The 16,208-nt window shown below is 49.3% G+C and carries 11 protein-coding genes; 4 read left to right on the top strand and 7 right to left on the bottom strand.

The window, feature by feature from the left end; all coding sequences use genetic code 11:
• Nucleotides 1-5: 5 nt before the first annotated feature.
• The 3 genes from aceE to L1285_RS08815 all read right to left on the bottom strand — a co-directional run bounded on the left by aceE (nucleotide 6) and on the right by L1285_RS08815 (nucleotide 5,149).
• Complete coding sequence (gene aceE, locus L1285_RS08825; protein ID WP_235412003.1) at nucleotides 6-2,672, bottom strand: pyruvate dehydrogenase (acetyl-transferring), homodimeric type; 2,667 nt, start codon at nucleotides 2,670-2,672, stop codon at nucleotides 6-8.
• Between the two features lie 68 nt (nucleotides 2,673-2,740).
• On the bottom strand, nucleotides 2,741-3,490 hold the full coding sequence (gene pdhR / locus L1285_RS08820) for a pyruvate dehydrogenase complex transcriptional repressor PdhR (RefSeq protein WP_046003630.1): 750 nt from the start codon (nucleotides 3,488-3,490) through the stop codon (nucleotides 2,741-2,743).
• Between the two features lie 516 nt (nucleotides 3,491-4,006).
• Complete coding sequence (locus tag L1285_RS08815; protein WP_235412002.1) at nucleotides 4,007-5,149, bottom strand: hypothetical protein; 1,143 nt, start codon at nucleotides 5,147-5,149, stop codon at nucleotides 4,007-4,009.
• 394 nt (nucleotides 5,150-5,543) lie between these two features.
• Between L1285_RS08815 and L1285_RS08810 the strand changes: the two genes are divergently transcribed.
• A complete protein-coding gene (locus L1285_RS08810) occupies nucleotides 5,544-6,908 on the top strand; it encodes a PPC domain-containing protein (protein ID WP_235412001.1) in 1,365 nt (454 codons plus the stop codon).
• Nucleotides 6,909-6,976: 68 nt separating this feature from the next.
• Here L1285_RS08810 and L1285_RS08805 read toward each other — a convergent pair whose 3' ends face one another.
• From L1285_RS08805 to L1285_RS08790, 4 genes are all read right to left on the bottom strand, one after another.
• Nucleotides 6,977-7,723, bottom strand: a complete 747-nt coding sequence (locus tag L1285_RS08805) for a hypothetical protein (RefSeq protein WP_235412000.1) — start codon at nucleotides 7,721-7,723, stop codon at nucleotides 6,977-6,979.
• Between the two features lie 192 nt (nucleotides 7,724-7,915).
• Entirely contained in the window at nucleotides 7,916-8,638 is a 723-nt protein-coding gene (locus L1285_RS08800; protein WP_235411999.1) for a hypothetical protein, read from the bottom strand.
• A 191-nt stretch (nucleotides 8,639-8,829) separates the two neighbouring features.
• Nucleotides 8,830-9,558, bottom strand: a complete 729-nt coding sequence (locus L1285_RS08795; RefSeq protein ID WP_235411997.1) for a hypothetical protein — start codon at nucleotides 9,556-9,558, stop codon at nucleotides 8,830-8,832.
• Nucleotides 9,559-9,751: 193 nt separating this feature from the next.
• Nucleotides 9,752-11,374 (bottom strand): hypothetical protein, encoded by a 1,623-nt coding sequence (locus tag L1285_RS08790; protein ID WP_235411995.1) that lies wholly within the window; start codon nucleotides 11,372-11,374, stop codon nucleotides 9,752-9,754.
• A 486-nt stretch (nucleotides 11,375-11,860) separates the two neighbouring features.
• Here L1285_RS08790 and L1285_RS08785 point away from each other — a divergent pair, with 486 nt between their 5' ends.
• From L1285_RS08785 to L1285_RS08775, 3 genes are all read left to right on the top strand, one after another.
• Nucleotides 11,861-13,276: a PfaD family polyunsaturated fatty acid/polyketide biosynthesis protein gene (locus tag L1285_RS08785; RefSeq protein ID WP_235411993.1), complete on the top strand. Its 1,416-nt coding sequence runs from the start codon at nucleotides 11,861-11,863 to the stop codon at nucleotides 13,274-13,276.
• A 17-nt stretch (nucleotides 13,277-13,293) separates the two neighbouring features.
• Nucleotides 13,294-14,349, top strand: a complete 1,056-nt coding sequence (fabD, locus tag L1285_RS08780) for an ACP S-malonyltransferase (RefSeq protein WP_235411991.1) — start codon at nucleotides 13,294-13,296, stop codon at nucleotides 14,347-14,349.
• 66 nt (nucleotides 14,350-14,415) lie between these two features.
• A complete protein-coding gene (locus L1285_RS08775) occupies nucleotides 14,416-16,155 on the top strand; it encodes a carbamoyltransferase family protein (RefSeq protein WP_235411989.1) in 1,740 nt (579 codons plus the stop codon).
• The last annotated feature ends 53 nt before the right edge of the window (nucleotides 16,156-16,208 follow it).

The following is a 16,208-nucleotide window of genomic DNA, read 5'->3' as shown; positions in this document are numbered from 1 at the left end:
GCCTCTTATGCGTAAAGTGGGTTGGTTTTGGTTGTGTCGATATCAAATTTCTTGATAGCGTCTGTTACTACTGATTTTTCAACTTTGCCTTGCTTAACCAGCTCGCTCAGTGCAGCAACAACCACGTAGCCTGCATTTACTTCAAAGTGACGACGCAGGTTTTCACGGCTGTCTGAACGACCGTAACCGTCGGTGCCCAGCACTTTATAAGAAACGCTTGGCATGAAGGCACGAACCTGATCGGCATAGCTCTTCATGTAGTCAGTGGCCGCAATTGCCGGGGCTTCGCCCAGTACCGTGCTGATGTAAGATACTTTTTGTTCTGCATCCGGGTTCAGCATGTTGAAACGCTCAGCGTCCTGACCGTCACGTGCCAGTTCATTGAATGACGTGACAGAGAATACGTCAGATGCAATGCCGTAATCGTCGCTCAGGATCTGCGCCGCTTTACGTACTTCGTTCAGAATAGTACCTGAACCCATCAGCTGTACCTGAGCCTTATCACCGGTGTAGCTTTCCAGCTTGTAGATACCCTTACGAATACCCTCTTCGGCGCCTTCTGGCATGGCAGGCATATGATAGTTTTCGTTCATCAGTGTCAGGTAGTAGAACACGTTTTCCTGCTCAGGACCGTACATACGACGGATACCGTCTTGCAGAATAACCGCCACTTCAAACGCGAACGTTGGGTCGTAAGAAATACAGTTAGGGATCGTGCCCGCCTGAATGTGCGAGTGACCATCTTCGTGCTGCAGACCTTCACCGTTGAGCGTTGTACGACCTGCTGTTGCACCTAGCAAGAAGCCACGTGCCTGCTGGTCGCCCGCCATCCACGCCATGTCGCCAACACGTTGGAAACCGAACATAGAGTAGTAGATGTAGAACGGGATCATTGGCAGGTCATTGGTGCTGTAAGACGTTGCCGCAGCCACCCATGAAGACATTGCACCCAGCTCGTTGATACCTTCTTGCAGTACCTGACCAGACGTGGCTTCTTTATAGTAAGAAACAATGTCGCGATCCTGAGGCGTGTAGTTCTGACCGTGCGGGTTGTAAATACCAATCTGACGGAACAGACCTTCCATACCGAAAGTACGCGCTTCATCGGCAATGATAGGCACGATGTTTTTACCTACACCTTTGTCTTTCAGTAGGATGTTCAACGCACGAACATAGGCCATAGTGGTTGAAATATCACGCTTTTGCTCTTCCAGCAGTGGCTTGAATGCATCCAGCTCTGGCAGCGTCAGTGCTTGCGTGAAGTTAGGCAAACGCTGCGGCGTGTAACCATGCAGTGCTTTACGACGTGCGTGCAGGTATTCGTACTCTGCAGACCCTTCTTCCAGTGTCAGGTAAGGCAAGTCTTTGATTTGCTCGTCAGATACCAAATCTTCCAGGCCCAGACGCGAACGCAGGTGCTCAACGTGCGTCATGTCCATTTTCTTCACCTGGTGGGCGATGTTTTTACCTTCCGCCGCTTCACCCATGCCGTAACCTTTTACAGTCTTAGCCAGGATCACAGTAGGACGACCTTTGGTTTCTTGTGCCGCTTTAAACGCTGCGAACAGTTTAGACGGCTCATGACCACCACGCTTCAGCGCGAAGATCTCTTCGTCAGTCATGTCAGCAACCAGTGCCGCTGTCTCCGGGTAACGACCGAAGAAGTGCTCACGTACATACGCGCCATTTTTAGCTTTGTAGGTCTGGTAGTCACCGTCGATGGTTTCGTTCATCAGCTGCAGTAGCTTACCTGTGGTGTCTTTCGCCAGTAGCTTGTCCCAGCCTGAACCCCAGACAACTTTGATGACGTTCCAGCCAGCGCCTTTGAACAGACCTTCCAGCTCTTGGATGATCTTACCATTACCCATTACCGGGCCATCCAGACGCTGTAGGTTACAGTTGATCAGGTAACACAGGTTATCGAGCTTTTCACGGGCCGCGAAAGAAATCGCACCACGAGATTCCGGCTCATCCATTTCACCATCGCCCAGGAAGGCGTATACACGCTGCTCGGCAGTGTCTTTCAGACCACGGCCGTCAAGGTATTTCAGGAAACGTGCCTGATAGATAGACGCGATTGGACCTAGGCCCATAGATACGGTTGGGAACTGCCAGAATTCAGGCATCAGTTTAGGGTGCGGGTATGAAGACAGACCTTTACCGTCTACTTCCTGACGGAAGTTGTCCAGTTGCTCCGCAGTCAAACGACCTTCAACGAACGCACGGGCATAAATACCCGGTGAAATGTGGCCCTGATAGTAAACCAGGTCGCCGCCGTCTTTTTCATTTGGTGCGCGGAAGAAATGGTTAAAACACATTTCATAAAACGCTGCAGACGACTGGTACGACGCCATATGTCCGCCCAGTTCCAGATCTTTCTTAGAAGCGCGCAGTACGATCATGATCGCATTCCAGCGGATGATAGAGCGAATACGACGCTCCAGATTCACATCCCCCGGATAGGCAGGTTCCTGATCTGCCGGGATAGTGTTGACATAGTTGGTCGTAATACCGGTTGGCATATCAACGCCGTCCAGACGCGCCTGCTCAAGTACCTGCTCAAGCAGGAATTGCGCGCGCTCTACGCCTTCTTCTTTTACAACCGACTCAAGCGCCTGCAACCACTCTTGGGTTTCTAGCGCGTCTACGTCAAATTTATTGACTTCAGACATATGGAGTGTTCCTTATGTTTAAAATACGAATTTATTCTATAGCGTTAGCTTATGGCTCTGTTTGTGTACTACTGTGCTTTGGTGCGACGCAAGCTGCGCTCAATGCGCGACCGCTCCCGCCCGGCTTCCAGCAACGCCTCTTCAATAAAGGCTAAGTGCGCGTTACTGGCCAGTCTTGCCTGCTCTGGCTTACCTTCGATCACGGCGTTTTTTAACACCTCGCGATGATGGGCAAGCTGTGCGCTGGCATCCGGCTTTTGCACTAACACCGTTAAGTTCTGCAATACATTTTGTTCCAGTAAAGACTGCATGCCCCGCATCAGATGCAGCAACACCACATTGTGTGAGGCTTCTGCGACGGTAAAATGGAAGGTATTGATGGCTCTGGCCTTTTGCACCAAATCATCGCCAACACTGGCGATGTCATCAAAGCTTTGCTCCACTTTATCGAGATCCGTTTGCGTGCCACGCATGGCGGCGTAGTACGCTGCAATGCCCTCCAGGGCATGACGAAACTCCAGCAAATCAAACTGCGACTCGGGGTGTTTACTGATCAACTCGAATAAGGGATCAGTCAGACCTTCTTCAAGCTGATTTTTTACATAGGTACCGCCACCCTGACGTCGGGTAACCAGCCCTTTGGCTTCAAGCTTTTGAATGGCTTCGCGCAGCGATGGCCGCGACACTTCAAATTGCTTGGCCAGTTCACGCTCCGGCGGCAGCTTTTCCCCTGGCATCAACGACCCTTCTAGGATCATATTTTCCAGTTGTTCCAGAATGACATCTGATAGTTTCGCTGCTTTTATCTTTAAAGACATTGATTAAACGCCGAGTTTATAGGTGAAACCCCAAGCCAGCTGTCTCTGTTCCTGCCCGCCAAAACACCGGCAAGATACTGATCCAGCTCACTCTTTACTTAAACAGATCCGGTAAAGCCAACCCTAAAGGTAAATTGGTCATACCAAATTTGTGCACTACGTTATCAAAATCAAGCGCAACTGTCAAAATTCAGCGCTTTGCGGCTAAAAGTAATACAAAAAAAGCCATCACAAAGTGTCTAAACTTTATACAAGTTAAATGATTTAAAAAAGGAAAATAAAATGGTCAGACCAGATAGAAAAGCCAATCACCGGTTTACGTCATACTCACTTTGCTAACACACCTGTGAACTGCTGTAGATAAGTAGTAAAAAGACTGCCAATAGGAAATGGAACCTGTGTACCAGATACGCTTTGCATTCAATCGGGCAATATTTTACGTCAATGGTTGCCTGATAAATGTCGACGCCCTCTTATGCTGCGGACGTCGACACATCAGCTAGCTGATAAATTAACTTAAGGGTAAGTTACTGTCAGTGGTGCCAGCTTAAACGCGCCCTGCTTTGCCTCATTCAGGCCAGTCAGGGCGATAAAGCTGGTTTGGGAGTGACGCTGATACGCTTCCTCAGCAAACCCAAGCTGCTTGGCCTGCTCAGGGCTCCCAAGCGGGTTATGTTCAAACGCAAAGCTCATCAGCCAGTAAGTTTCGTAATCGCGGGCATAGGTATTGCGATTAAGAAATGCCCCATACTGCGAAGGAATATCCCAGGCAATTTTGGTCTGGATCTGTTCTGAGTCCGTTGCGCTTTGATAGCTTAAAGTAAAAAACGGTGCCAAAAAGGCTTTGGCATTGCCACGCAGCGCCCCCAGTTCGTAAACCGGGTTATCCCAATTCCAGACGCCAAAATCGGTTGCTGCGACGCTCAATCCGCCTTGCTCCACGTCTTCTTTAAACAGTAAGCGGGAGATATAACCATCCAATACTACCTCGCCCTTGATGGGCAAGATCAGATGATCAGGTTCATGGTAGCCTGGGTGGCTGTAGTCGCATTTCCCAAACCGTGAGTTGAGACAATACACAATATCATTGTCGGCCGAGGCTTGATTGAGGTCGCTGGGATGCTGCATTTTCAGAGCATAAGGCAGACGTGTTGCATCATGATGTTGTAATAACTTCAACAGTGCGGTACGACTATAAGATAAGTCGGTTACAAAATTTTGCAGCTTGCCATCAACCCAGCGCTCGCTATTTACCCATATGCCCAGCGTATTGCTGTCCTGTAGCCGCGCCAATGCCTCACGCACGGGCAAGTCTGCCGCCCAGGCCTGTCTGTCACTTTGCTGACGCTCGGGCATAAAGGTCCCACAATGCAAGTAGCTATGCTCTGTATAGACATCAAAATAGGCAAACCCCAGTTGGCTTGCAGCAAAGCGTGCCCGCAGATGGGGTTCGCCCTGTTTGTCTATGATATCGAAACCAAGAAATCGTAGCGAAGGGTCGGCTTTTAAACCGGCTTGACTGGCGGTGTGTGTACTTTGTAAGACGTGCTGTTCACTCAACGCGGTACTACAGGCGTTATCCACCAGTTGCGTGCTTGCCAGGCTTATCTGGCTATAGGAAAGTGCCGTAAAAAAGAAAAAACGCGATAATACTGTCATGATCTAGTCCTTGAAATGATCCAATGTTTTTCAGCAGCCATAGACTGCCCCTGTTATTGCAGCGCTATGTTACTACCCGGCTGAGATTAAACAGCACCGCACACACACCGCAAACCATTAAATTAACATTCAACCACCAAATTTAACAACAAAATTTCGTCAGGGCCGCTAATTTTTCAACTTGATAGGGAACAAGGCGAATAGAGTACAGCCTAGCCCAATTTGTTCTGGCTGTTATTACCCAGGCATGATTATTGGGGTACAAATGAATTGACAGGTCACCTAAATCCACCTCTATAACCTGATAATAAATTAGGGACAAATTGATTGAACATCAACATAAAATATGTTCTTATAAGCGCGGATAACCTAATAATATAAAAAGGAAAATTTTATGAAGTTAACTAAAGTAGCAGCATCAGTTTTCTCTCTGTGCGTACTGTCTTCAGCCAATGCAAACACCCATGATTTAACCCCAGCGGGTGACGTTGCGCGCTTTGCAGCTCCCAAGACTCTGACTCAATCAGTTCAAAAAGCACCACTTCGTCAGTTTAAAGCAGCCCCCCTTGCTCAAGCCCAGGCAGAGACCACGGAAGCAATTACCCCGGCCTGCCCGACATTGAACACCGGTAACTTGTATACATTGAGTGGCTTTAAGGCCGGTGATACCGATTGTTATCACTTTGAAATCACTGAGCGCAGCAAAACAACCGCACTTTTGGTGGGACAAACGGGGGCATCTAACATCAACCTGAGTGTACTCCGTCACAATGAAGACAACACCTATAGTGCCGTTGGCACCAGTGCAAACCCGGGTACGGATGACGAGGTGATTGTTGCCTTAACTGAGCCTGGACATTATTACTGGTTCTTTGAAGCGGTTGAATCTGATGGCTCCGCCTTTAATTTTGGTGCGGCTGTGGCAACCCAGCTGGACAGCTACGAATTCAATGACACGGTAACCACAGCCACTCAACTTTCAACCGGACAAAATGTCATTACGGCCAATATGGACAGCGTCAACGACATTGACCTGTATCAGTTTACCGCGGTTAATGGTCAGAACTTGGTACTTAACTTTGCCGATAATAAATCGGATGAGTTTATTTTTGAAATCTACAACAGTGGCTGGGTGCCTTTATCGGCCAATGAGTTAATTCCAATCTCTGGCCTGCAACCAAACCAAGTGCTCACGCTACGGGTCAGAGCCAACGACGCATTGCCGGTCAACCCAAGCAATCAATATACCCTGTCAGTGCAATCTATTGTAGCCTCCTTCAGTGATCACAGCGTGTCTGGCGAGCGCAATGTTAATCGTATCCCGCTGTCATCCTATCGCTACCTGACAACTCAGGCTTATCGTAAACTAAGCTGGTCTCTGACACTCAACGATTCTGCCGGTGCGCCCATTAAAAATGCCGAAGCGACACTGCGGATGCGAAAAGATATTAATGATATCAGCTCTGAACGTTCTTATACCGTTGTTACCGACGAAAATGGCAAAATAACGAACAATATTGAGTTAGGAGCTTGTAACCCTAATGTCAGAGATATCGTACATACTGAATACAGCTTTGGTTATAAAAATACCTGGCGCTCTGATGTTGAAGTTGGTTTGTGGCAAATTCGTATCCCGACCAACCTCGACAGTGACGGAAATGGAGAAATCGACTTTATTGGGATTGGCGGCAAAAACCACGCCTGGGTAACACTTGGCCATATTTGCGATCAGACCTTAATTTCCAGCGAAAAATCCTGATCCTAAACTCAATACACAGGGCTATGACCTTCTGAGGCCATAGCAGCCTAACGCATAACCCAATTGGGTTATGCGCCGTCATGAACATAATTAAATGGCTCATCCGCGAAAGCGACTTCGGCTTTACTCTTTAGCTGCTCGGCAACATTATCAACAAAATCCAACACACTCAGGTTTATACCTGCGGTCACTTTATATGCTTTCGACTCTACTCTTTCTTCCATCAGAGATTTCATATCAATGATGTCGGCAAAGTTCTCTTCATTGACATCATATTTTCCCCAATAACTGCTGGTACCACTCGGCCCACGCTCCATTTCGGTATACTTCAGGAAAGCCTCTTTTACCTCATTGGCATATTTGACCAACTCCTGATTATTGTTAAGCTTTGTCTCTAGCGTCGTGATTTCATCCTCGCTGAGGTCACCACTGACTTTCATCAGCCCCTGCTCGTCGACCGAAAACCGCCAATTTTTCTCTGCAAGCATAGGGTCTGTCAGTTCAAGCATGCCCATAAAATCATCGTAATGTTCAACCATTTTATTGGCTGCATGAAACATATCGCTACCAGCGTAAAGCTGAGAGTGGGCTTCACCGACTCGTTTTAAAGTTTCTTCAGCGGTTTCTAGCAATACCTGCCCTTCACCAATAACCACGGGCCTGCTATAAGTTGGGGTCTGATCTTGCTCACCAGAACGGTGATAAACATCGGGCGCTAGTGTAGCGTTCACCGTCTCTTTAGGTGGTGTTTTTGGTGCAGCAGGGCCACTCGGCTGCAGCTGTGGTTGTGCCAGTGCACTCGTATCCACTTTCATAAAAAATATCCTTTTAATACATGTGTTTTTTCTTTATCGGTCAGACAGCATAAAAGTTGAGTGTATTTTTTCACCCCTTTTTGTCAAGTCACTTCCGACCCGTTTACATAATGTCAACCTGACAATAACTGATTGCACGTATGTCCAGCAATGTCGGCACTAAGGTGGCGTCTTGTCACGCGGGCTCACTATTTATTCACGCAAAAAAGCGACTTCCGCTTTGCTCTTGAGCTGCTCCCCCATATTCTCGACAAAATCAAACAAACTTATTTTTTCGCCGAAATTGGGCATCTGCCCCCTTTTTCCGCCTCTCTCTTCCATCAAAGTTTTCATATCAATAATATCGGCAAAATTTTCGTTACTAACATCGTACTTACCCCACCCTTTACTGGAAGGGATCCCGGGTCCCCGCTCCATCTCTGTATACTTCAGGAAAGCCTCTTTTACCTCATTGGCATATTTGACCAACTCCTGGTTATTGTTAAGCTTTGTCTCTAGCGTCGTGATTTCATCCTCGCTGAGGTCGCCACTCACTTTCATCAGCCCCTGCTCATCGACCGAAAACCGCCAGTTTTTATTTGCAAGTTGCGGGTCAGTCAGTTCAAGCATGCCCATAAAGTCATCATAGTGCTCAGCCATTTTATCAGCTGCATGAAACATATCACCACCAAGATAAAGCTGAGACTCCGCATCAAGTATTCTGTGTATCGTTTCTTCGGCCGTTTCAACAACCGTTCGCCCTTCACCAATAACGACAGGCCTGCTATAGGTTGGGGTCTGATCTTGCTCACCAGAACGGTGGTAGACATCGGGCGCCAGTGAACCGTTCGCCGTCTCTTTGGGTGGTGTTTTTGGTGCTGCAGGGCCACTCGGCTGCCGCTGTAGTTGTGCCAGTGCACTCGTATCCACTTTCATAAAAAATATCCTTTTAATACATGTGTTTTTTCTTTATCGTTCTGGCCGCATAAAAGTTTGGCGTATTTTTTCCCCCTCCTTGTCAAGTCACTTCCGAGCCGTTTACATAATGTCAACCTGACAATAACAGGTTGCACGTATGTCCAGCAATGTCGGCACTAAGGTGGCGTCTCGTCACGCGGGCTCACTGTTTAGAGGGCGTATTTATCCATAAATGCCACTTCCGCTTTGCTCTTGAGCTGCTCCCCCATATTCTCGACAAAATCAAACAAACTTATTTTTTCGCCGAAATTGGGCATCTGCCCCCTTTTTCCGCCTCTTTCTTCCATCAAAGTTTTCATATCAATAATATCGGCAAAGTTCTCATTATTAACATTATACTTACCCCACCCAGAACTCGTTCCCCCTGGGCCACGTTCCATGTCTGTATACTTCAGGAAAGCCTCTTTTACCTCATTGGCATATTTAACCAATTCTTCGTTACTATTGAGCTTTTCTTCTAAAGCTGTTATTTCATCCTGACTCAAATTACCATCCACTTTCAGCAGCCCCTGCTCATCGACCGAAAACCGCCAGTTTTTATTTGCAAGTTGCGGGTCAGTCAGTTCAAGCGTGCCTATAAAGTCATCATAGTGCTCAGCCATTTTATCAGCTGCATGAAACATATCTCCACCAAGATAAAGCTGAGACTCCGCATCAAGTATTCTGTGTATCGTTTCTTCGGCCGTTTCAACAACCGTTCGCCCTTCACCAATAACGACAGGTCTGCTGTAGGTTGGGGTCTGATCTTGCTCACCAGAACGGTGGTAGACATCGGGCGCCAGTGAACCGTTCGCCGTCTCTTTGGGTGGTGTTTTTGGTGCTGCAGGGCCACTCGGCTGCAGCTGTGGTTGTGCCAGTGCACTCGTATCCACTTTCATAAAAAATATCCTTTTAACTTAGCGTGCTCGTTTACCTATATATCGGTCAAATGTTGAAGTTATTGAGTAGAAAGTAAAATTTTCTTTCACAGCGCTCAGGCGGGTGAATTTGAGGTTAGCTAAAAAAGCGTGCGAGTAGGACGAAACATAACGACTACGGGGGCTGGCAGCCCCCTGAGCGTTTGTAATTAGATTAAAAATCCAGATACTTTAAGCGATTCAACTCATCGGCGCGGAACTTAAGCGGATCCTGAATACGACACGCTTCACTTTGTCTGACATACGCCTTAATCTTGTCCGTATCATCGGGTTTAGCCGGGCACAGTGAGGGCATCATTTGCGCTTTGATGAATGCTGGTGAAAAGGCCCAGTTCTCGTCCTGCTGGCGCTGTACGCTTTGTATGTACACCGCATAAGAGGTTACGACAGGTGCTGCCCAGGATGCATGCAGCTCCCTTTCAGGAGCATAACGCATACCAAACACATCAGATTGCATTTTGGGTGTACTATTGTTCGCCTCCGGGTTAAGCCACCCTCCGATACCAAAATTGACAAACAGATCAATAAAATCGTGTCCTTCAAACTGCTCAGCGTAGTCATTTAGTACACTGCGCCAGTTAGCCTGTCCTGATATATCAAGTGGCGTATCCTGCTGTGCACTGGTATAGGTATATACGGTAGTACGATGAGGATATGAAAGCGCATCTAATGCATGCGAGTGCTCATTTGCCCCTTTTATTTTACGTATGCCTGACTGTACGCCCAGCGTATTCGGAGCTGCAAACATGGCATCATAAATTGGTTTTGCGGCCAGCAGCAATGCCTTACCCTCTTGCTCTGTGAGCTGGCCTTCACAATGCTTATTGAAAATATTGCGTACATGTCCCTGCGTATACCCGCCTGAAAAGTTGATAAACTCGACACCGTGCTGCTGGATCACATCGCTTGTCAAAGAATCGGCGGCTGTTTGCATCTTAGCCAGTAGAGCATTCACGGCTTTGTCGCACACCAAGTCTTTGTGCAATGCAAAGGGTAAAAATTGTCCTGTATCCAGTAACACAAATTCTGCTTTTGGGTTATGCTCTGCCAGATACCCAAGCACCATCGTCCCGTGCGAAACATGGGGTACCTGAGATTCATAGTCCACCGCATCATCAGGGACTTTGCTGGTATAAATCTTAGCCAAATCAGCAAGCCAGGCTGCTGGAACAAAGCCCGGGCGCGGCTCAGTTTGCTCAGGCGCCGTAAACGTAAACTGATCTAATTCGCTCAGCAGCTTTTTGCCAACTCCTGAGATTGCAATACTCGGATCCCCCTCAACAAACCGCTGAGTTTGCGCATCGTAACGATACGTTGCGCGGATCCTACTGCGATAGCGCAACACACTTTGCAGCGCCATCCCGGTGTCCAGCACCAGAATTGTTTGCTTAGAATCAACCCTTTGCTGCGAAAAGTGCCCATCTGAAAACTTAACCAGCACGGGTTCACACAAAGCATGCCTTTGCTCAACCTCAACGGTGCAATCAAGCTGTTGATCTGTAAACCATTGGGTGGTGTTGTCAATATAGTGCTCAACCTGCTGGTGCAGCGCTGTCATTTCGGGCACTGGTTTTACGACTGGAGGGGGCTCCACAACAGGGGGCTCGACGGGGGGCGGCTCTACGGAAGGTGGCTCAACTGCCACAGGAGGGACAACCACACCGGGTTTATCAGTAACCGGAGAACTACCTGACTCTGAACTGGAGCCACAGCCCGATAATGAAATAACGATCAGGGCACACGCCCCATAAACAGATGAACACTTTTTATATTCCATTTAAACACCATCCTTTGATTTAAAAATCATGTTAATCAGACCATACCATGACATAACGAACAACTTTTGACCACAAGCAATGACATTTTTAGCATGCCAGATAGCTTTACGAACTTAGCTGAGCGGATCGATATTTTTGAAGTCTCCAAGCCCGGACACAACAGAGTATGTTGACATCAATGCCATCCGCAGAGCCCAGTGATAATTTCGGTTAAGAGTTTATTGGCCCTATGGCACAGGTAGATACCGGCTCTGCAACCGCATTACCATATCTATCTGAGCTCCGGATACCTTAAGAAGTCACCCATAACGCTTGGCGATTAGCTGTTCAAGGGGTAAGTAAATCCGGGCATTACTTCACGCGCTTTGTCATCTCTATCTCGTAGCAAAATGGCTGTTACTCCTCCAACCTCTCCCCCTTCTCCATTATGTTTTCATAATTATGTATTACGGTTCAGTGTAATTATCATACTCGGGCATTGACTCTTGATTCATACACTCTCAGGCGGCACCAGCCCAAACCAGTTTCCAGCCATTTCAGCACAACAGCTGGGCGCCGCATCGTTTCGGCGCGACTATGGCGTTAAGTATGCCTATGCCAGCGGCGGCATGTACCGGGGCATTGCCTCGGCAAAGTTGGTTATCGCCATGGCACAGGCTGGCTTGCTGAGCTTTTTTGGCTCGGGCGGCTTGTCTGTCGATGTCGTTGACCAGGCATTGAGTGAAATACAAAACGCGCTCTCAAAAGAGTCAAGCTTTGGCCTCAACCTGGTCTGCAATCTGACCCAACCAGAGCAGGAGTTAGCACTGGTTGAGCTGTGCCTGAAACGCCAGGTTCGTTGCTTGGAAGCCGCGGCTTTTATTCGTATTACCCCGGCGCTGGTACTGTATCGCCTGCGTGGTCTGGTGCGAGATGAGCAGGGCCAGGTGGTGTCGACTAATAAGCTGATGGCCAAAGTGTCACGCCCGGAAGTGGCCAGTGCGTTTTTAAGTCCGGCCCCGGACAATATCGTTGCCCAACTGCTGGCAGATAAACAAATCTCTTTAGAGCAAGCTGAGCTAAGTAAGCAGATTGCCATGTGTGACGACCTGTGTGTAGAGGCCGACTCCGGCGGTCATACTGATCAGGGTATGCCGGCGGTGCTGCTGCCCGCCATGCAACTGCTGCGCGACACCCTCAGTGCGCAATATCAATTCAACAACGCGCCCCGCGTCGGCCTGGCCGGGGGCATTGGCACGCCAGCCTCGGCGGCGGCCGCGTTTATGATGGGCGCAGACTTTATCCTGACCGGTTCAATTAATCAATGTACGGTCGAAGCCGATACCTCTGCGGCAGCAAAAACCCTGCTACAAGACATTAATGTACAGGACACCGACTACGCCCCAGCCGGAGACATGTTTGAACTGGGTGCCAAAGTACAGGTACTGAAAAAAGGCGTGTTTTTTCCTGCCCGGGCGCAAAAGCTTTACCAGCTTTATCAGCACTACCCGTCACTGGATGCCATCCCCGCGGCGCAACGTAGCCAGCTTGAAAACAAAGTATTTAAAAAGACCTTTGCTGAGATATGGCAAGAGACCTGTCAGTACTTACATCAGCAAGGGCGCAGTGAGGAAGTCATGCGTGCAGAGCAGGACCCAAAATACAAGATGGCCCGCGTGTTTCGCTGGTACTTTGCCCACTCGATGAAACTGGCATTTGCCGGAACCACTCAGGAGCGGGTCAATTTTCAGGTGCATACGGGACCTGCACTAGGGGCATTTAATCAATGGGTGAAAGGCACTGACCTTGAGCCGTGGCAACAGCGCCACGTGGCCAATATTGCCCAGCTGCTAATGGCAGAGACCGCCACCGTGCTGACAACCCGAACCCGGCACTGGCTGGCGCCAGCACACGTCGATTAATCACAGGCGAGGCTACAATGAAAAGCTATTTATTTCCCGGACAGGGCGCGCAATACGTTGGCATGGGCAAGGCCTGGTTTGACTTGTTTCCCGAGCAAACTCAAACAGCCAGTGACATGCTGGGTTACTGCATTAAAACCTTGTGTCTGGACGACCCACATAACCAGCTGAACCAGACCGAGTACACTCAGCCTGCCCTGTATGTGGTCAGTGCGCTGGCATTTTTGGCACACCAGCAGCGCGACCCGGCGCCGGCAGACTTTATGGCCGGTCACAGCCTGGGAGAATACACCGCGTTGTTTGCCGCCGGTGCGCTGTCTTTTGAAGATGGCCTGCGACTGGTGCAACAGCGTGGCGCTCTGATGAGCCAGGTCCGTGGCGGTGCAATGGCCGCGGTATTGGCGTTAGACGAGGCCGCGATAAGAGCGACTCTGGCAGAGCACCAGCTGGATGCGCTGGACATTGCCAATCTGAACAGCCCGCAGCAAAGCGTGATCTCAGGCCTAAGCGATGACATCGGGCGCGCTCAGCATGCTATAGAGCAAACCGGTGGGCGGTTTATCCGACTTAACACCAGCGGCGCATTCCATTCCCGCTATATGGCTGATGTGCAGGCAGACTTTGCACGCTGCGTGGCAGAGGTTGAATTCAAAGCCCCCGCTGTCCCTGTGATTGCCAACGTCAGCGCGCTACCCCACCAGAGCAACACTATCCAGTCACAGCTGGTCGCTCAGCTGACCCACTCAGTACGCTGGACCGAAACAATTACCTACCTGCTGGCAAAGGGTGACATGACATTTTTCGAGCTGGGCCCGAAGAAGGTCCTCACTAAATTAGTGGCGGAGATCAAACAACACGCAGCTGACTACGCACAACGCGATACCCAAACGCCGGCACAGCAAGTTGAGCAGTGGAATCAAACGCATGGCGTCGGCACAACAATCAAAGTCGCCCATATTAGCGAGCCAATGCGCACCCGTACCCCAGCCATGTTGCTGTTTGGCCACCGACCCGCGGTGTATGTGGAAGGCGCGCAGGGCTATATCGCATTAGACGAAGCCACAGCGCTGTAACAGAGAAAGAATATGCCCCGGCCCAGGCCGGACACAGAATAATGACTCAACTTTTGGACTGAAACGATGAAATACTATATTGGCCTTGCCACCTCCTTTCATGATCCTGCCATTGCGATTGTCAATCAGCAGGGTGACGTGATTTTTGCCGAAGACGCCGAGCGTTTTCTGGGCTACAAACGGGGCCTGTACTGCCTACCGGATAACCCCTATTACATCGAGGAAGTCCTCAAGACCTATTGCAGTGACTGTACTGAACTGGTGATAGCCAAAACCTGGAGTAAAGGCCGCGAGAAAAGCACCAACATACTTGAAAACGTGGTGCTGAGTATTCTCGAAACCTTCTCGTTTAATATCGACGTCAACACCCGCGACATCAAAGATCAATTCTACTTTGCCAGAGCGTCACAGGCCGCTGCAGGGCGCACTCTGTCGCGCTTTTTTGAAGCCTCATGCCGTAACTTTATCGTGGGTAACTACCGCAATAAAAAGCCCACTGAAGTACGCTATTTTGACCATCACCTTACGCATGCCGCCAATGCCTGTTTTAACAGCCCATTCAGCGAAGCGTCCTGCCTGGTGGTAGACGGTATGGGCGAGAAAAGCAGTATCGACTACTTCACCTATAAAGATGGCAAGATCACCCCGGCGCCTATCAAGGTGAAGCGTTCATTCAAAAGTCTGGGCCTGTTTTACACCATTATTTGTGAAAACCTGGGCTTTGATCCGCTCAAGGGCGAAGAATGGAAAGTCATGGGCCTGGCACCTTATGGTAAAAAAGATCAGAAAATCTACGACCTGCTGCGCGCCTCTTTGCAGGTGAAAAATGGCAACTTCGTGGTACCGAAAAACCTCAATGCCATCATGAAAGAGATCAAAGCCATGGCACGCGAGCCCGGCGAATCCATCGAAGCCTACAAAGATTTTGCCTACACCGGACAACTGGTATTCAGTGAGATCTTTATGGATCTGATCGATGCCATCTATGAGCATGCTCCGTCGAAAAACCTCGCGATTTCCGGCGGCTGCGCACTGAACTCTTCTTTTATGGGTACCGCATTGGCGAAATCCAAATTTGACAACATTTTTGTGCCCTCGGCCCCGGCAGACGATGGTAATGCCATTGGTGCCGCCTTGCTGTGCTATCAGCAGGACAACCCAAGCTGGCAGCCTTCTGCGCAAATTCAAAGCCCCTATACCGGCTCTGAGGTGAAGCAAAAATCACTGGATAAACTGCACCGTTATAGCCACCTCAAAGCCACTGATTATGGCGAAGACGTCTATAAGAAAACCGCAGAGTTCCTGGCTGAAGGTAAAATCATCGGCTGGGCACAGGGCCGTGCTGAGTTTGGTCCGCGCTCTTTAGGCAACCGCTCAATCCTGGCTAACCCGTGTCTGGTCGACATTAAAGACACAGTGAACGCCCGGGTTAAGTTCCGCGAAGAATTCCGCCCCTTTGCGCCGTCTATCCTGCATGAATATGGCGACGAGTATTTTGAGGACTATCAGGAGTCTCCTTATATGGAGCGTACTTTGGTGTTTAAAGAGGCAGTGCGCGACAAAGTGCCGGGCGTGGTGCATGTCGACAACACCGGCCGTCTGCAAAGCGTGAAGAAAGAATGGAACGCGCCATACTATAAGCTGATCGACAGCTTCCGTGAAATCACAGGCGTGCCGGTGCTACTAAACACCAGCTTTAACATCATGGGTAAACCCATTGTCCACTCCGTTGAGGACATGCTGGCGGTGTTTTTGATGTCCGGCATTGATGTGCTGGTGATCAACAACACCATTTACGAGAAGTAACCCTGAGGCAGTCACGCCATAAACGTGGCTGCCCGATTGAGAAAGACCCGCGC

Origin of the sequence: Pseudoalteromonas sp. DL2-H2.2 (genome assembly GCF_021532535.1) — a bacterium.
In the GTDB taxonomy this organism is placed as follows: domain Bacteria; phylum Pseudomonadota; class Gammaproteobacteria; order Enterobacterales; family Alteromonadaceae; genus Pseudoalteromonas; species Pseudoalteromonas rubra_A.
Note: the sequence above shows the minus strand (reverse complement) of the source record. Positions and strands in the feature narration are given on the sequence as shown.